The 16,189-nt window shown below is 38.5% G+C and carries 18 protein-coding genes; 12 read left to right on the top strand and 6 right to left on the bottom strand.

From position 1 onward, the window contains the following. The first annotated feature begins 101 nt into the window (after positions 1–101). Positions 102–1,040, top strand: coding sequence for an RluA family pseudouridine synthase (locus B1C82_RS09990; RefSeq protein WP_086447444.1), 939 nt, complete (start codon positions 102–104; stop codon positions 1,038–1,040). A 46-nt stretch (positions 1,041–1,086) separates the two neighbouring features. Here the strand turns inward: B1C82_RS09990 and B1C82_RS09985 are convergent, their stop codons facing one another. Next, on the bottom strand, positions 1,087–1,650 hold the full coding sequence (locus tag B1C82_RS09985; RefSeq protein WP_086447443.1) for a hypothetical protein: 564 nt from the start codon (positions 1,648–1,650) through the stop codon (positions 1,087–1,089). A gap of 143 nt (positions 1,651–1,793) precedes the next feature. Here B1C82_RS09985 and B1C82_RS09980 point away from each other — a divergent pair, with 143 nt between their 5' ends. From B1C82_RS09980 to B1C82_RS09970, 3 genes are read left to right on the top strand one after another with little or no spacing between them, the layout of a single operon-like run. Then, the gene (locus tag B1C82_RS09980) at positions 1,794–2,135 is read left to right on the top strand and encodes a YkvA family protein (RefSeq protein WP_086447442.1); all 342 of its coding nucleotides are present in this window, start codon (positions 1,794–1,796) and stop codon (positions 2,133–2,135) included. Between the two features lie 12 nt (positions 2,136–2,147). Next, positions 2,148–2,963 carry an inositol monophosphatase family protein gene (locus B1C82_RS09975; protein ID WP_086447441.1) on the top strand — a complete coding sequence of 272 codons (816 nt, stop codon included), beginning with the start codon at positions 2,148–2,150 and terminating at the stop codon, positions 2,961–2,963. Further along, positions 2,960–3,280: a DMT family transporter gene (locus tag B1C82_RS09970; RefSeq protein WP_086447440.1), complete on the top strand. Its 321-nt coding sequence runs from the start codon at positions 2,960–2,962 to the stop codon at positions 3,278–3,280. Before B1C82_RS09975 ends, B1C82_RS09970 begins: the two co-directional genes overlap by 4 nt. 2 nt (positions 3,281–3,282) lie before the next feature. On the opposite strand, the gene B1C82_RS09965 is transcribed toward B1C82_RS09970, so the two are convergent. Genes B1C82_RS09965 through B1C82_RS09950 form a run of 4 tightly spaced genes read right to left on the bottom strand, consistent with a single transcriptional unit; the run spans position 3,283 to position 7,733 of the window. Then, positions 3,283–4,578 carry a glycosyltransferase family 4 protein gene (locus B1C82_RS09965; protein WP_086447439.1) on the bottom strand — a complete coding sequence of 432 codons (1,296 nt, stop codon included), beginning with the start codon at positions 4,576–4,578 and terminating at the stop codon, positions 3,283–3,285. Next, complete coding sequence (locus B1C82_RS09960; RefSeq protein WP_086447438.1) at positions 4,562–5,635, bottom strand: glycosyltransferase family 4 protein; 1,074 nt, start codon at positions 5,633–5,635, stop codon at positions 4,562–4,564. Before B1C82_RS09960 ends, B1C82_RS09965 begins: the two co-directional genes overlap by 17 nt. After that, positions 5,632–6,732 (bottom strand): glycosyltransferase, encoded by a 1,101-nt coding sequence (locus B1C82_RS09955; protein ID WP_086447437.1) that lies wholly within the window; start codon positions 6,730–6,732, stop codon positions 5,632–5,634. The genes B1C82_RS09960 and B1C82_RS09955 overlap by 4 nt, the downstream gene beginning before the upstream one ends. After that, positions 6,729–7,733 carry an LIC_10202 family protein gene (locus B1C82_RS09950; protein ID WP_086447436.1) on the bottom strand — a complete coding sequence of 335 codons (1,005 nt, stop codon included), beginning with the start codon at positions 7,731–7,733 and terminating at the stop codon, positions 6,729–6,731. Before B1C82_RS09950 ends, B1C82_RS09955 begins: the two co-directional genes overlap by 4 nt. 81 nt (positions 7,734–7,814) lie before the next feature. On the opposite strand from B1C82_RS09950, the gene B1C82_RS09945 reads away from it, so the two are divergent. Then, complete coding sequence (locus tag B1C82_RS09945) at positions 7,815–8,759, top strand: GDP-mannose 4,6-dehydratase (RefSeq protein ID WP_086447435.1); 945 nt, start codon at positions 7,815–7,817, stop codon at positions 8,757–8,759. Here the strand turns inward: B1C82_RS09945 and B1C82_RS09940 are convergent. Continuing rightward, positions 8,756–9,418: a SanA/YdcF family protein gene (locus B1C82_RS09940; RefSeq protein WP_086448549.1), complete on the bottom strand. Its 663-nt coding sequence runs from the start codon at positions 9,416–9,418 to the stop codon at positions 8,756–8,758. The genes B1C82_RS09945 and B1C82_RS09940 overlap by 4 nt on opposite strands. Positions 9,419–9,667: 249 nt before the next feature. Here B1C82_RS09940 and B1C82_RS09935 point away from each other — a divergent pair, with 249 nt between their 5' ends. From B1C82_RS09935 to B1C82_RS09905, 7 genes are all read left to right on the top strand, one after another. Further along, complete coding sequence (locus tag B1C82_RS09935) at positions 9,668–10,246, top strand: hypothetical protein (RefSeq protein WP_086447434.1); 579 nt, start codon at positions 9,668–9,670, stop codon at positions 10,244–10,246. A 10-nt stretch (positions 10,247–10,256) separates the two neighbouring features. Then, positions 10,257–10,769, top strand: a complete 513-nt coding sequence (locus B1C82_RS09930) for an RNA polymerase sigma factor (protein WP_086447433.1) — start codon at positions 10,257–10,259, stop codon at positions 10,767–10,769. Between the two features lie 12 nt (positions 10,770–10,781). Further along, a complete protein-coding gene (locus B1C82_RS09925; RefSeq protein WP_086447432.1) occupies positions 10,782–11,162 on the top strand; it encodes a hypothetical protein in 381 nt (126 codons plus the stop codon). Between the two features lie 118 nt (positions 11,163–11,280). Then, entirely contained in the window at positions 11,281–12,651 is a 1,371-nt protein-coding gene (locus tag B1C82_RS09920) for a cytochrome P450 (protein ID WP_086447431.1), read from the top strand. A gap of 47 nt (positions 12,652–12,698) precedes the next feature. Then, entirely contained in the window at positions 12,699–13,676 is a 978-nt protein-coding gene (locus tag B1C82_RS09915) for a M23 family metallopeptidase (RefSeq protein ID WP_086447430.1), read from the top strand. Positions 13,677–13,692: 16 nt separating this feature from the next. After that, positions 13,693–15,780 carry an NAD-dependent DNA ligase LigA gene (ligA, locus tag B1C82_RS09910; protein ID WP_086447429.1) on the top strand — a complete coding sequence of 696 codons (2,088 nt, stop codon included), beginning with the start codon at positions 13,693–13,695 and terminating at the stop codon, positions 15,778–15,780. A 108-nt stretch (positions 15,781–15,888) separates the two neighbouring features. Next, entirely contained in the window at positions 15,889–16,077 is a 189-nt protein-coding gene (locus tag B1C82_RS09905; protein ID WP_086447428.1) for a cysteine-rich CWC family protein, read from the top strand. Positions 16,078–16,189: the final 112 nt, after the last annotated feature.

Here is a 16,189-nt window from a genome sequence, read left to right as displayed (position 1 = left end):
ATCCAAAATATACCTATTCTCGCAAAATGGGAAATCTTTTTTAGACCTCTGTGCGAAAGGGAAACGTTTTCCCTGCTTATATATTTCTAAGGAGAACTATTATGAATCTGGAACTTCATGCCGAAGTTAACGCCGACTCTGAGGGATCCAGACTCGATCGATTTTTAAAGGATTATCTCGGAGACGAGATTTCTAGAGCATCGATCCAGCATTGGATAGATTCAGGTTGGGTCAAAGATGGTTCGGGAAAAATTCTACTGAAATCATCCTACAAAGTAAGTCCTGGAGAAAACTTTCATATCTCAGTTCCTCCTAAACCTCCATTAAACTTAACTCCTGTAAAAATGGAGATAGAAGTTTTAAAAGAAACTCCTCAGTATCTGATCATTCGCAAACCAGCAGGTATCGCGTCACATAGTGGCCCTGGAGATAGATCTGCTACTTTGGTTAACGGACTTCTCTACAAATTTAAGGAGCTTTCGAGTATCGGAGGAGAATCAAGGCCGGGTATCGTGCATCGTTTGGATAAACCGACGGAAGGTATCATGATCGTAGCTAAGAACGATCAAGCTCATGCAAAACTTTCGGAGTTGTTTAGAAGAAGAAATATTACTAAGAAATATCTTGCCTGGGTCCAAGGCACACTTCCGGAAGGAGAAGGTACAATAGACAGACCGATAGGAAGACATCCCATCGAAAGATTGAAGATGACAGTGACTCCTAAAGGTAGAGCCTCAGTTACTCATTATCGGATCTTAAAAACTGCAGTTTCCAAGAATGGGCGTAAGTTCTCTCTTATTGAAGCTGATCTAGAAACAGGAAGAACTCATCAGATCAGGGTTCATTTTCAGAGTCTTAGATGTCCTGTTGTTGGGGATCTTCTTTACTCAAGGAATGCAGCACTTTTTGAGAATTATGGACTTTTACTTCTTTCCTATTGGTTAGAATTTAAAGATCCTTTTACGGGAGAAGATGTACAAATCGTTCTCGATCCTCCTCAAAGATTCGAAAATTTCGAAAGTAATTTGGAGAATTTTTGATCCGAAGACCTTACAAGATAAAAGGGCTTCGGATCTATAAGATAGTTTATTGGAAAGAAACTGAGATTTTTCCGTCCGCAACATAACCTGCCTTTCGTAATTCTTGGAGATAGGCGACTTCGTTTTTCAGATCAATGGTTATATCCAATTTTCCGGTTCCTTTTTCAGTGGCGGCTTGGAATCTAAACTCGTATTCTCCCGGATCTAATTTAGCTTTTAGTCCGCTATAATCGAAGTCTTCATTGAAATATAAGATGATTTCTTTACGTGCTGCGGATAGTTCCGGCCTAAAAACCCCTGCTTGTTTTGCATTAGACCACGAGGAATACTTTCCTTCAGGATTCGAAGTCTGTTTTGCATATAGAACAATCCTGAACTTTTTACCATTCGCTTCTTGAGGGCCTACAGGATCTGCCAAACAAAGTAAGGCCCACATTTCTCCTGAGAAATTCCATTTGGTAACCTCTGCAGGTAGAGCAGAGTCCCTTGAAATTTCTTTATCAAAAAAATACACAGCCCCCTTTTTCTTTCCTTCACAAAGGTCCTTTGCCCAAGCTCCAGATGCTGCAAATAGAAGCGCTAAAACGGCCGCAATTCGAAAGAGTTTCATTCAAAGCTCCTGATTTAATTTATCAAGTCTAAGTGTGGGACGGAATTTTAGATTAAATACTTTCTTTTTCAATATAAAATTAAGGAAATTTTTTTCTGGATGGTCCCAAGTTATACATCAAATACTTATGTTTAATTACGCGTATGGAAGAAGATAAGATAGAAAAGATCAAACAAGGTTTTTGGCCTAAGGTAAAGAAGGTCGCGGGGAAAGTCCCTTTTCTTGCGGATGCGATTGCTTTATACTATGCGATGTTAGATCCTTCTACACCTCTAAAAGCAAGACTTACGATTGCGGGTGCACTTGCTTATTTTCTTACACCTTTTGATGCGATCCCTGACATTCTATTTGGAGCAGGTTATATAGACGATGCAGGAGTGGTCGCAGCTGTTCTCGCTGCTGCATCTATGTATGTTAAAGAAGAACATAAGAAGAAGGCTGCGGATTTTTTAGATTCCAATCCTGAGGGTACCCTGGAGAATTGAAAAACTTCTCCAATGAGCTACCAAAACGAAATCAAGATCAGATACCAACATTTCCTAAACTTCGCCCCAACCATCTCTGAGTTCCTTAAAAAAACTCATGAAAGAGAAGATCTACAAATTTCCTTTAAAGGAAATATTGAATCGGATCTAATCACGATCGCAGACAAGGGTTCCGAAGAATTGATCGTCTCAGAGATCAGAAAGGCATTCCCTAAAGATCATATCTTAGGCGAAGAAGGAAGTAATTACGAAGGAAGTTCGCAGTTCAAATGGATCATAGATCCGTTAGATGGAACTGTAAATTATTCTCATCGCATTCCTCTCTATTGCTGTTGTATTGGATTAGAAGATCTAGAAACAAAATCCGCAGTGATGGGCATCGTTCCTATGCCAGCGCTTGGGCATGTATATCATGCAATGCTTGGAGAAGGCGCATTTAAAGATAAAACTCAGATTAAAGTTACTCAAACCAAAGAGATCAAAAAAGCACTCTTATGTACTGGCTTTCCTTATGATAGAGAAGAGAAAATAGAACAACTCATGTTCAATCTGAAAAAATTCATCTTAAGATCTAGAGGGGTGAGACGGACTGGATCTGCAGGATTAGATATCTGTTGGGTCGCAGAAGGTAAATTTGACGCATTCTGGGAAGAAGATCTGAAACCTTGGGATATGACCGCTGCTGCAGCGATCCTACAGGAAGCAGGAGGAAAATTAAGTACTTATGCAAACAATACATTCCATCCATACGTAACCAGTTTGATTGCGTCTAACGGAGTATTGCACGAAAAAATGGTAGAGACCTTACAGGAGTATTTAGATATATGAGTTGGGTTTTATTGGTATTAGCAGGACTTTTCGAAGTAGGATTTACTACTTGTATGAAATTGTCCGATGGTTTCAAGGACTGGAGATACGGTCTTGGATTTTTAGTGTTTGCGATTTTGAGCTTTTACTTTTTGAACAAGGCAACTCAGAACATTCCTCTTGGGACTGCTTATGCTGTGTGGACTGGAATTGGTGCTGCAGGAACCGTGATCATCGGGATTCTTTCTTTTGGAGATTCTATTAATACTTGGAGGATCTTCTTTCTTTCAACTTTGATATTATCCGTGATCGGATTAAAATTTTTAGGCGGAGATTGATCTTATTCAGAGTATCTTCTTCTGATACATCTCTCTACGATATGGGAGATTTTCTTCTCCACGATATCTGGATTAAAGTTCGCCTGAACGTATTTTTTACCGTTCAAGCCCATCTCTTCTCTCTCTTTGCTATGATTTACTAAATATTCAGCGACTGCACAAAAACTATCTAGGTCTGAATAATACAGACCGCCATTGCTTCTCAAACAATGTCCTTTTAGAACATCAGATCGTCCGTTGACAAGGACGGCTTTTTTACGAATCCAAGCTTCCATAATAATAATAGAAAAACTTTCCATAGGGGAAGGATTAATTAAAATATCAGAAGAGCGGATAATTTCGTCTTTTGCTTCTTCGCTTACGAAGCCTAAAGGTGATACATGAGAAAACTTCGATATTCTTTGTAGAAGTTTGGAATCTCCTCTTCCGGCCAAAAGTAGATTATCGTTCCTACCACTCCTTTTTTGCCATTCGGAAAAGTATTGAGCCATTTCAAGCACACCTTTCCCTTCGTCTATTCTTCCTACATACAAAAACTGGAATGAATCTTGTGGGTTTTTTCTATCGAACGTTTTCTTCTCTGTTTCTTCTGGAATCGCCAGATGCATTCCGATCACATTCCCAAGGCTTGGCTCGTATCCGTATAATTTATGAAAGAGTGCTTTCTCTTCAGGAGTATTAAAACAATAGGCTGAGTCGTCTTTGAAAAGATTAGAATATACGGATAATTTTGCAGGAGGTTCGTCATGCAATGTTGGAATTACAACAGACTTCTTTGCAACTAATGGTAGACCATAAACCATAGGATAATACAGATAAGAAACAAAAACGAATACATCATAATCTCTTTCGTTTGTTTCAATGTATTGGATTAGATCAGGACAATATGGACCCTGCATATCCACCCAGATTCTTTCTTTTTCTTCTTGGGAGCTTACGCTTTTTCCTGATTCAGAATTTCTAAATAGTTTATCTGAAAATCTATTAAACTTTGAGATATTTCTTTCTTTATCTACGGAAAATCTTAAAACCCTGATCCGATTTCCAGGTTCGGGTTCTATCCATTCTCTACTAACCTTCTTCTCTAAATCTTTTCCAAGAAGCACGGGCTCTAAATCTTTGACCGGGATCTGGTTTTTCCAGGTAATATAGTCGAGGGAGCGACTCGCAAGAACAGTCACTTCATAGAACTTGGATAATATTAAAGTATATTGATAGATTAGTTTTTCAGAACCACCTGAGATATGATCCGAAAAAATAGGAGTAACAACGGCTAATCTTCTACGAGAGTCTAGCAAGGACTGGCCTCAATACCGTTTCTGCGTTGATCTGGGAGAAAGAAGACAAACGCCTTTGCTGAGTTTCAAGGATCAAGTCTTTCCAGTTCCGATCTGTTACAATTTTGTGAGCAAGCTCTACGATCATGTCCATTCTCTTTTCTTTAAATAAGATCCCAGCTCCTGAAAGAGTTTCTCCTACTGCGCCACCATCGAATGCAAGGATCGGGATATTATGCACCATTGCTTCCAATAATGGAACACAAAATCCTTCGTGCTCGCTCATCGATAAGAAAAGATCGCAGTTTAAATACATTGATTTTAATTCTTCGTCGGATAAAAAATCAGTGATGATCACATTCTTTCTCAATTTATAAAAATCGAGCATACGCTCCAATTCTTCTCTATATAAATACAATTCTTTGGAACTGAAACCTACCATAAAAAGTTGGAATTCAGGCCCATATGCTTTGAGATAATGGAATGCGAATCGGATCAAGTCATCCTGCTTCTTATTTGGGGCAATTCTTCCTACAAATAAAAAGCGTGGGATGTTTGGCCGATTTTTGGGAAAATTTTCCTTAAGAGTTTGTCTTCCTTGGGGGAGTTGATAAGTGATCGGAAGCACATCCACGTCTTCGAAACCGAGATCCACAAGTTCCGATTTATTATATTCAGAAACTGCGAATACCTTATCGAATTTGTTTCGCAATGATTCCAATTCTTCTCTTCCCTTGCGTAGAAGATATGTAAGTTTTAGATCGTACTTTTCAAAAAAATGACCCGGCGTAACATTATGATATATTAGAATTTTAGAATTCTTAGTTTTTATCAAAGTTTCCAAGACTTCTGAATGGATAGAATGGTGATACACCAATATATCTTTACTATTGGAAGAATATGACTTATACTTCTTTACCAAAGTGTCTGTTCCTGGACCAGTATTCTCTGCGTAAATTTCGGAAGAATATCCTATCTTTTTGAAAACGGATTTTAAGGAATTCATTTCATTTGAAATAGCATCCCCCAAATTAAAACCGGCCGCAAATTGATGTACTCCTCTTTTTTTGAAGATCATGAGGCGGACGCTTCTTTAAATGTGAATATCTGTTTTAAGACTCTTCCGTAAGGCATGGAATCATAATCCATACAAACTTCTTTTCTTTTGGAAGAAGCATGAGGGCCATCCACAGGATGAGGGGAAGATTGAGATTCTAATATAAAATGGATCCACTCAGCCAATTTTTCCAAACTGTTTAGATCCTTTTTCCTAAAAAGATATCCTGCGTCTTTTAAAGTTTCCGGAACAGCAGTACAAGCATATGCAAAAACTGGAATATCATAACTTAGCGCTTCCACAAGAGGGATCCCAAAGCCTTCGTGTTCGCTCATGCTAATATAAGCGTCCATCTCTTCCCAAAATCTGGGCAGTTCGGAATCTTGGACCCCCATTCTGAATTGAACATTTCCGCCAATCCCAAGTTCTCTTGCCATCTGTTTTAAGTTGGTAAAATAATCTTCGAAAATACTAGGAACGTTTCCGATTAATAGAATCCTATATTTTGGTTCTATTCTTTTTAAAAAATAAGAGAGAAATAGAATATCTTCTATCTTTTTACTTGGGACCAGCCTCCCGACATAACCGAGAGTGTAGCCGTTTTTTCGATTTCGCTTTTCTCCCTTCCATCCGTACTTTCTAACAATTGGGACAACGCTGGAATTTACTATGTTAAGGTCTTCCAAATTAGATGCGCTGTATTTAGAACTCGGAAGAAAACGCTCTATAGATCTTTTAAGTTTATGTAATTCTAATATGGATTTTTTATAATCCAATTCGAAACTTTTGAATATATCCTGAGAAACGAAAGGTTTAAAAAACTTAGGAGGGGTGATATTCTGATAACGAACAAATTTCCTTCCAGGAAAGGAAAGAAAAGATTCTATAGGATAACCCGAACCACCATATTCTAAAATATGCATGGAATTAGAGGACAGAATACTTTCGTTGCGAAGTTCTTCAATTTGTATGGTTTTAATGGATCCGTCGCTCAGATCATTCTGACAAACGATCTCCGTTTTGATACCGGAAGAATTTAAAACTTCTCTTAAACCCTTGATGTCGTTTCCGATCCCGTCTTTATCCCTAAATTCGGAAATATGGAGATAGGCATTCATTTTCTGAAACTAAACACTGAGAAACCGTCTCCGGCCTTGGTGTCCACTATATTCTTAAAACCTAATTTTTGTAAGAACTCTCTAAATGCGGACTCGCTGATCTGAGTCAAAAGGATTGGTTGAAAAGGAGAGATCATTCTATTCGAATAATTGGAATATCTAAAGATGAACTCTGTCCCACTGGAAGTTTTAGAAGCTAGGGATTTGAAAAGTTTTTCTAAAACCCAATTTGGCAAAAGGCATAGATTTGCGTTTGAAATAATTTTAGAAGGAAGGGGAGACTCAGGTAAAACTTCTTCAAAGGATAAAAGGGACACTGAGTTCGTGATATTTTCTTTAATATAAGAATATTGGGCCTTATTCCAAGTGACTGATTTAAATTCTATTTGAGCCTTTAAGAGTTGTTTTAAGAATTTTCCCCACTCAGGATTGATTGCAAGAACCGAATCTCCAGGGTTCAATCTAGAAAGGATAAGAGTTTCACTTTCTTCTAAAGTTTCTTCTTCATATAAAAACTCGTTGGACCAAACGAATTCAGGACTGATCTCTTTTTTAAGAGTATAATTTAATTCTACAAACTCGTTATAGAATTTTTCGAATTTCCGCTTTAACTTTTCATGATCTCCTCTTAAAAGGATCAATTCATTTAAAACACTGTAGAATGCACGAGTTCTGTTTTCAGAAAGTTTTTTATCTAAAAATGCATATAACTCGATCAGTTTGATAAACAACCAACGGATCGGGCCACGAATATATTTGAATTTTGGATTAGTGAATTTAGGAGGAGAGATCCCTTTTTCGAATAAGTGCGCTGTTTCAGCGGCGTCGAATTCTCTATATCCTTCAGGGGATTGGGGAGAAAACTTCCATCGAGAAAGACGTTCCAATTCTTCCTTGGAAACTGGTCTTCTCGCAAGCCTGGATTCTATTTCTTCCATGAGCTCGCGGACATTGACCGAGCTGTCCTTGATTTCTATAATATCTGAAGATCTTTCTTCCATGGGAGCCCGGACTTTTATTCGATTGTTTTTTTCTTATTCGACAAAACAATCGTATTTTTACTTCTATTTATCTTAAGAAACATGAAATACTTGGTCACAGGAGCAGAAGGTTTTGTAGGATCGTATCTCGTCCGAGAACTTACAAAAGAATCCAGGTCCGAACTACTGGGCCTGGGAATGAATCCCAAAAATACAGAGTTTTCCTTTCCTTACAAGGTTTGTGATATCCGAGATATCCACTCACTCCAACAAGTATTCGAGTCCTATTCTCCTGATGTATTGTTCCATTTAGCAGGACAAACATTTGTTCCAAGATCTATCGAGAATCCAGAAGAAACATTACTTATCAATGTGGCCGGCACATTGAATATTTTAGAATGTTTTAAACGTTCTGGCAGAAAAGTGAAATTAGTTTATGTATCTTCTTCGGAAGTATATGGAAATCTAAAGGAAGAACAACTTCCAGTTTCTGAAAATCTTCTTCCAAGTCCTGTGAATCCGTATGCTTCTTCTAAGCTTGCAGCAGAAACTTATTGTCTTCAATATTCGCGCTCTTATCAAAATATAGAAACTGTAATCGCAAGACCTTTTAATCATATAGGTATTGGGCAAAACCCAAACTTCGTAGTTCCAAACTTTTGCAAACAGGTGCTGGAAAATATTTCCAAAAACGTTTCTTCTGAAATTTTAGTAGGAGATCTAACTCCTACTAGAGACTTCTTGCATGTAACCGATGTAGTAAAAGCTTATATCCTTTTAGCAAACAAAGGAATAAGTGGGGAAGTTTATAATATATGCTCTGGAGCCGAGACTTCAATCTCTCAGGTCTTGGAATGGATCTTAGAATTTGCTGATTCTAAATTAGTTTCTAAACAAGATCCTACAAGATTGAGACCTGCAGAAATGAAAAGATCTTTGGGAAATAATTCAAAATTAAGATCTTTAGGATGGGTCCCTGAAACTTCTGTCAAAGAAGCCGTTCGAGAAATTTTCGAACATATTCGAAAAACAGAATATTCTATTTAAATTACCGAACCCTTCCAGGTTTTGATCCCGCTACCTTCTATAGGAAACGGTTTGCCTAAGTATTTTGGTGCAGTGTTGGTGAGATTCATATCGATCCAAGCCAAGGTTCTTGCAAAAAATTCCCTAAATCTACTTGTGGGTCCGCTGATATAAATCCTTCTATCCGATTCATAAGATTGTAGATCCAATCCTATTTTTTTAGAAATAAATGCTGCTCTTGGTTGGTGAAATCTTTGGCTTACAAAGATCGCATCCTTGACTTGGAAAATTTCTTTTGCTCTTACTAAAGTATCTAATGTTCTGAAACCTGCATGATCTACAAACACATCTTTTTCGTTCACTCCTCTCTCTAAAACATACAATAACATAGGTTTTACTTCATTATAGTAGCTAGTTCCGTTGTCACCAGAGAGAAGGATTTTTCGGACTTTTCCTTGTTTATAAAGTTCTAACGCACAATCCAATCGATCTTGCAAAACTGGCGAAGGGATTCCTTTGTACACGGATGCACCTGGGACAATTGCAACAGTTGCTGGTTTGAGAGAACGATAATTTCCTGCATGAGTACTTCTATTCTCGTAATCCCATTCGATGGAAAGGTCTATGGATGCTGGGATTCCGATGCAGATTGCGGCGGCGAGTAAGACTGCAAGCCTCATCCTTCCCTTAAAATAGGATCTGGAAGCTTTTTGGATTTCCTGGTTTTTTAGTCCAAAGTCCATATTACTTTAAGGGGAGAATACGCTAAAGAAGCGGTTCTGGAAAAGGAATTTTCCCTAAAATTCAGGTTTTGTCCAAAATTATGTTCTCTTTAAAGGGGGGCCGATTTCTTTTTTTCTCGGACCAAAAATTTCGATCGATATTTGGAAACATGGCTGCTACCTTGGGGTCTTAGGATACACTAGGTTATGAACCGAGTAAGACTCATGAATCTCCTGAATTCATTCGTCAGAGTTGCTCTGGCCGGTGTGTTCCTCACGCCGGCGTATCTTTTCTCGGAAGATACCAAAACTAGTCTTCATACTGCCCGACCTATTCGCACCGTCTCCTTCTACCGTAATGAAAGAGCAGCAGGCGTAGTTTTCGGTGACCTAGATTCATTTAAAAATCGTTATATTCTTACAGACACCCAACTCGAACGTATCGCTGAGCTGAACCGGAGATATAAAAACGAGCATGAAAGATGGCTTCGTAGACTTTCTCCGAAACAAGTCGAACTCGAACTGGTTCTTATGGATGAAAATCCAGACCTGATCAAAGTTCGACTTCTCGTTAACGCGATTGCTAGATACACATCCGAAATCCGGATGAATCAAATCGCGCATCGGCTCGCGATCGAAAGGGTCTTATCCTCTGAGCAAAAAAAGAGGGGAAAGGAAAGGGAAATTGTTACCCTACCCGAGGAGCATAGGGAAGCTCCAGGGTTCCCCTTGAATCTGTTTGTTCCCGAGAGAATAATTTTGCCTGTACCAGGCATCCTGAGATAAGGAAACTAAAATGGACCAAAGAGAATTTGCCGGATTAATAGATAGTACGAAACATATAGTACTCTCTGCGATTAAAAAGAATTTATACGAAGAGTTTTACGATACCATCGACGATGTTGTTCAAGAAACATATATCCGTGCTTATAAAAGTTTAGCAGCAAATAAGTTCAGGGGAGATTCTTCCCACAGTACTTGGTTGTATACAATCGCAAGAAACGAATCCTTGAGGATGAACCAAAAGCGTATGCGCCAGGCAAACCTTGCGATGAAGCTAAAGGAAAAAGCCACTCAAGATTCTATTTTAAACCCAAGAGAAGAATATAACGACTCTGGAATGGACATCGAATTACAGGATTTGATCTCCAATCTTCCTTGGAAGTATAAGTCAGTGCTTGCATTAGTTTCAGAAGGATATAAAGAGCAACAGATTGCGGAGAAGCTGGGAATTCCGGAAGGAACAGTTAAATCCAGATCTTTCCGAGGCAAACAAATGCTGAAGAAACTATTTTTTCAAGAGACCTAGAGATAATCGGAAATGGAAGAAAGAAACAAAGAAAAGTTAGACCAAGAGATTTTCCGTCGTTTAGAAAGTTACGAATGGAGTGATAATATCTCAGCAAAAATAATGAGAAGGCGTAAGATCGCTAGCTTTAAGCGATTTTTCATCTTCTCGTTTAGCGGACTTGTTATTGTAGGTCTTGGTCTATCTTCTTTTTATTTTCAGCCTGAGGGAGAATCCGAATCAGGGGACTGGCAGGTTTTAATCGAAGAGCAAATCGAAGGAACTTTCGAGGAAGCAGAGACTAGTATGCAAACTCCTGATTTGAATCAGGAAGATACTCGTTCTTCTACGGTACCTTCTTCTTCTTTAATGGATATGGACGCGTTGATCGAAACTTCTTTCGAACGAAGATAGGTTTTTAGAAATAAATACAAACTCGGCTTGCTAATATAGCGGTTGTTACATAAAATTGCGGCAAGGATTGGTTGGGTGAAACTAATCCAAATGTCCTTCTTGGACTAGGAGTACACTCTTGTTTTCCTTGCATGAACCGACTTCGAGTCGCGCTAAAAAAAATAAACTGAATCTTCCTCCTGGAGTTTTCGGGATTCGGGCACTTCCTTATGTTTCCAAATTGGCAAAAGATCCGATTGGATTTTTCCAAGTGATGCAGTCCAAATTTGGAAATTCAGCACGATTTGGATTAAGGCAGGTTGTATTTCATTTAATTACACAACCTGAAGATATCAAAAGAGTTCTTCAAGAGAATAACCAAAACTATCATAAAGGAGTTTTTTACAAAGAACTCGGTAGAATTTTAGGTAAAGGCCTCTTGAATAGCGAAGGAGAATTTTGGAAGAAGCAAAGAAAGCTGATCCAACCTTCCTTCCATAAACAAAGGATCTCTGAGTTTGTGGAGATCATGGCGCAGGAAACCGAAAAGACTTCCGAAAATTGGAAAAAGATTTCTAGCCTAGATATTTCCAAGGAAATGATGCGACTAACGTTTGCGATCGTGGGCAGAACTTTGTTCAGAACAGAAGTAGAAAGTTATGCTGCCAGAATAGAACATTCTTTAAAGATCGCTTTGGAGCTTGTGACGAAGAGGATCACTAAAATTTTTCCATTACCATTCAGTTGGCCTACTCCAGATAATTTAAAACTCAAACGGGCTTTGAAGGATATGCATTCCGTAGTCGATGAGCTGATCGCAGAACGTAAAAAGAATCCTTCTAACGATTTGATCTCCATGCTTCTTGAAGTCAGAGACGAAGAAACAGGTGAGACGATGAGTGAAAGCCAAGTTAGGGACGAGGCAATCACACTTCTTCTTGCAGGACATGAGACAACTGCAAACGCATTATCTTGGGGATTCTATCTTTTATCCAAACATCCGGAAATCTGCGAAAAAGTGAGAGAAGAAGCGAATAGAGTTTTAGGAAATAAAACTCCAACTCTGGAAGATGTTCAGAAATTGACATACACTCGCAAAGTATTGGATGAGGTTTTGAGATTATATCCACCTGCTTGGGTAATCGAAAGAACTGCTATGGGTCCTGATAATATTGGCGGTTATGATGTAGAGACAGGAACAAATATTTCCATTTGTATTTTTAATATTCATCGAAATCCAGATTTTTGGGAAAATCCTGACAAGTTTGATCCGGATCGTTTTGATGAGGAAAGATCAGTAGATAGACCTAAATATGCATACCTTCCTTTTGGAGGGGGTCCGAGGATCTGTATTGGTAATATTTTTGCATTAACGGAAGCTACATTGATACTTGCTATGTTGGTCAAAAACTACAAATTCCAAACAGATCCCAACCATCCTGTGGTTATGGAACCTTTAGTCACATTAAGACCGAAGTATGGAATTCTATTAAACATAGTTTCCACTTGACTTAGGCCTTTCCTGGCCGGAATCCTCTTACCAGGGGGATTTCGACCATGGAAAAGATGATAAAAAAACGCATCGACCAGGTAAAAGAAAAAGGTCATCAAAGGTTGACCGTTCTTCTGATCCCGCACGGGTTCGATAAGTCCTTCCATTTTCAAATTTCAATCTTCACAATCTTCTTCTTAGTAGGATTATTGTTTGCGATCGTTGGGATCGCAGTTTTAGGAATTGTTCGTTATAATAATACCAGGATCCAGATCAACGCACTTGCTTCCGTTTATGGAAAGTACTTCGATGAATATATCGAATACAGCGAAAAGTTAGGAGATATTCGAGACGATTTCGCAAGCTTGAACGAAAATTTGCAAGAGGTTCACTCTTTGGTCGATGGTGAGTCGGATGAATTGCTTAAACTTCCTGATGAATCTGATTCAGAAGACTTAGCTGCTACTGAATTAAAGGTAGAAGAAGCAGTAGATAAGGATTTAATGTTAGGAAGATCCTATCTTTCTGAAATTTATGGATACCGTTCGGTGAGAGTGTCCATGGAGAAGAACAAGGCTCTTGTAGATTCAGTATTTAACTTCTTAGATTCCAGATATGGTATCATGAATTCTCTCCCATTCGGAGAACCATTATTATCTTATAATTTAACTTCTTATTATGGAATGAGAAGGTCTCCTACGTTTGGATACATGGAATTCCATGATGGAGTAGATTTAGCAAACGTCCCAGGAACTGATATTGCGGCGACCGGAGACGGAAGAGTTTATAGAGCCATTTACTCCAATAGAGGCTATGGGAATCATATTGTGATCGCTCATGCAAATGGATATTATAGTTTGTATGGCCACTGTACTTCTTTAAAAGTAAGAGAAGGTGAATATGTTCATAAAGGACAGCGGATCGCAACTGTGGGAGCCACAGGAAACGTAACCGGTCCTCACCTTCATTATGAAGTATGGATCGGAGAATCAAATCGGACCGATCCTATGGATTATATGAAAGTAGGTTTCGGCCAATATTAATTTTATATAATCGACTATGCCCAAAAAAGCCCCGGCTAAAAAGACCTCCTCTAAAAAAGAGGAGCCAACCGAAGTATCTAAAAAAGTTTTTATAGATCTGCCAAAGGATGCAAAGCAGGCGGAGAAAGAAATGCGCTCTTTGGAGGAGCAACTCCGCTATCATCAATATTTATACTACGTAAAGAATACTCCTAAAATATCTGATTATGACTTTGACCAGATGTTTAAAAAGCTTCAGGCTTTCGAAGAAGCGTTCCCAAAATTAGCAGATCCTGCCAGCCCTACATTAAGTGTCGGTTCTGATTTGGATAAGGACTTTGAGAAGTTTACTCATAAACTCCCAGTTCTTTCTTTGGAAAACACATATAACGAAGAAGAACTAATGGAATGGATCCAGAAAACAGGACCGGATGAATTGTATTCTGTTGAATGGAAAATAGACGGCGCTTCTCTCATGTTATATTATGAAAATGGAATTCTTGCGAATGGGGTAACTCGAGGAACAGGAGGCATTGGCGACGACGTTACAGAAAACATTCGAACCATTCGTTCTATTCCTCTCAGATTATCTGAATCTATTTCCATTTATTTAAGAGGAGAAGTGTATATGACCTTCTCTGACTTCGAAGAATTCAACGAAGCGGCTGAAGGTAGATATGCAAATCCTAGAAACTTATCTTCTGGATCTTTAAAACAAAAAAACTCTTCAGATGTTGCAAAAAGACCTCTCAGAATTTTTACTTACGACGCATTTTTTCCTGGTTCCAAAGCGAAGTTCAAAACTCACCAAGAAGTAATGAAGAAGGCAGAAGATCTAAAGTTTCCGCTTCCGCCTGATACTAAATTGCTGAAAGGTTCTGAGATCCCGGCTTCTATCAAAGACTTCAAGAAAAAGAAAGAGAAAGTAGGATTTCCTACTGATGGATTAGTTATCAAATTAAACGATCTTTCTAAAAGAGAAGCTTTAGGTTATACTTCTCATTCTCCTCGTTGGGCTCGCGCTTATAAATTCGATGCTTTGATGAAAGAAAGTAAGATCGTAGGTATCGATTATGCCGTGGGAAGAACAGGGAAGATCACTCCAAGGGCAGAGATCGAACCGATTAGTCTGGCAGGAACCACGGTAACATTTGCAACTTTACACAACCAAGATTATATAGATGAGTTGGGAGTAGGGATTGGAGCGATCGTAAGGATCTCCAAAAGAGGAGAGATTATTCCAGCCGTTGAGGAAGTAGTCACTCCTGGAAAAGAAGTTTTTAAGATTCCGCTGCGTTGTCCTTGTTGTGGCACTAAGACTGAGAAGAAACAGGACTCAGTCGATTACTTCTGCCCAAACCCGGATTGTCCAGACCGAGTAAAGAACGGGATTATATTCTATTGCTCTCGCAAGCAAATGGATATAGAAGGTCTGGGGGAGAAGCAGGTAGAATTTTTGTACGACCATAAGTATATCAAGGATATAGCAGATCTTTATTCTCTAAACAAGCATAAAGAAAAGTTAATGGAAGAAGAAGGATATGGAGAAAAGAGCGTATCTATCATCTTAAATGGGATTGAAGAATCTAAGAAAAAAGATTTTAGATTTGTACTTTCTTCCTTAGGCTTGAGAGAGATCGGTCCCAAAGTTGCGGAACTTCTGACAGAGCATGGATATGATACTATTGATTCTATTATCTCCGCAGCTAAAAATCCTAAAAAGCTGGAAAATGTCTTAGAAATTCCAGGCATTGGTCCCTCCACAATAGAAGCTATCCAAGAGAATTTTACTGATAAAAGAATTCTTTCTCTAATTGATCGTTTGAAAAAAGCCGGACTTAAGATGAAGGCTGATCCAATCGAAAAATCGGACAAACAACCTTTTGCAGGACAAAGCTGGTGTGTTTCCGGTTCTTTTGAAAACTTCCAGCCGAGAGATAAGGCAATGGATCTGGTTGTTTACTACGGTGGCAAAAAAGTAGGATCCATCTCTTCTAAAACAACTCACCTTTTGGCAGGACCTGGCGCTGGTTCCAAGCTAGACAAGGCACAAGAGTTGGGAGTTCAGGTAGTATCTGAGGATGAGTTTTTAAAAATTCTAAAACAAAACGGGATCAAGATCTAAAAACCTTCTTATAAAACTATACATCGCGTATAATTTTATTACCTTCTCTCTTTTTATAGTCCTATCGCTAAAGGATTGAAAATTCTCTGCCTTCATTACTATAGAACTATGGATCAAAAGAAATGCCCTCAATGTTCTAACGTTTTAGAATGTGGTGTGGACCAAGGAACTTGTTGGTGTTTCGATATTCGTTTAGATCAAGAAGTTTTGAAGAATATAAGAGAAATGTATGAAGACTGCTTATGCAAAGATTGTTTAACTCGCTTTGAAACGAACGTAGTTAATCAAAAAATTTGAATAACAGCAGTATAATATGTGAACATTTGTTCAACATGTTTCAGTTTTTTTGATCTAAATAAAAATCGATTGAAGCATAGGTCCTTCAACGTAGTGTTTCCGCCGTAGGGAA

Source organism: Leptospira venezuelensis (assembly GCF_002150035.1).
Lineage (GTDB): Bacteria > Spirochaetota > Leptospiria > Leptospirales > Leptospiraceae > Leptospira_B > Leptospira_B venezuelensis.
The sequence above is the reverse complement of the archived record's forward strand: the minus strand, read 5'-3'. Positions and strand labels throughout refer to the sequence as shown.

Coding starts and splice junctions, on each gene's coding strand:
- B1C82_RS09960 (WP_086447438.1), bottom strand. CDS start 5,635: ATGATCTTCAAAAAAAGAGGAGTACATCAATTTGCGGCCGGTTTTAAT.
- B1C82_RS09970 (WP_086447440.1), top strand. CDS start 2,960: ATGAGTTGGGTTTTATTGGTATTAGCAGGACTTTTCGAAGTAGGATTT.
- B1C82_RS09985 (WP_086447443.1), bottom strand. CDS start 1,650: ATGAAACTCTTTCGAATTGCGGCCGTTTTAGCGCTTCTATTTGCAGCA.
- B1C82_RS09925 (WP_086447432.1), top strand. CDS start 10,782: ATGGAAGAAAGAAACAAAGAAAAGTTAGACCAAGAGATTTTCCGTCGT.
- B1C82_RS09950 (WP_086447436.1), bottom strand. CDS start 7,733: ATGGAAGAAAGATCTTCAGATATTATAGAAATCAAGGACAGCTCGGTC.
- B1C82_RS09955 (WP_086447437.1), bottom strand. CDS start 6,732: ATGAATGCCTATCTCCATATTTCCGAATTTAGGGATAAAGACGGGATC.
- B1C82_RS09990 (WP_086447444.1), top strand. CDS start 102: ATGAATCTGGAACTTCATGCCGAAGTTAACGCCGACTCTGAGGGATCC.
- B1C82_RS09915 (WP_086447430.1), top strand. CDS start 12,699: ATGGAAAAGATGATAAAAAAACGCATCGACCAGGTAAAAGAAAAAGGT.
- B1C82_RS09935 (WP_086447434.1), top strand. CDS start 9,668: ATGAACCGAGTAAGACTCATGAATCTCCTGAATTCATTCGTCAGAGTT.
- B1C82_RS09930 (WP_086447433.1), top strand. CDS start 10,257: ATGGACCAAAGAGAATTTGCCGGATTAATAGATAGTACGAAACATATA.
- ligA (WP_086447429.1), top strand. CDS start 13,693: ATGCCCAAAAAAGCCCCGGCTAAAAAGACCTCCTCTAAAAAAGAGGAG.
- B1C82_RS09980 (WP_086447442.1), top strand. CDS start 1,794: ATGGAAGAAGATAAGATAGAAAAGATCAAACAAGGTTTTTGGCCTAAG.
- B1C82_RS09975 (WP_086447441.1), top strand. CDS start 2,148: ATGAGCTACCAAAACGAAATCAAGATCAGATACCAACATTTCCTAAAC.
- B1C82_RS09905 (WP_086447428.1), top strand. CDS start 15,889: ATGGATCAAAAGAAATGCCCTCAATGTTCTAACGTTTTAGAATGTGGT.
- B1C82_RS09945 (WP_086447435.1), top strand. CDS start 7,815: ATGAAATACTTGGTCACAGGAGCAGAAGGTTTTGTAGGATCGTATCTC.
- B1C82_RS09940 (WP_086448549.1), bottom strand. CDS start 9,418: ATGAGGCTTGCAGTCTTACTCGCCGCCGCAATCTGCATCGGAATCCCA.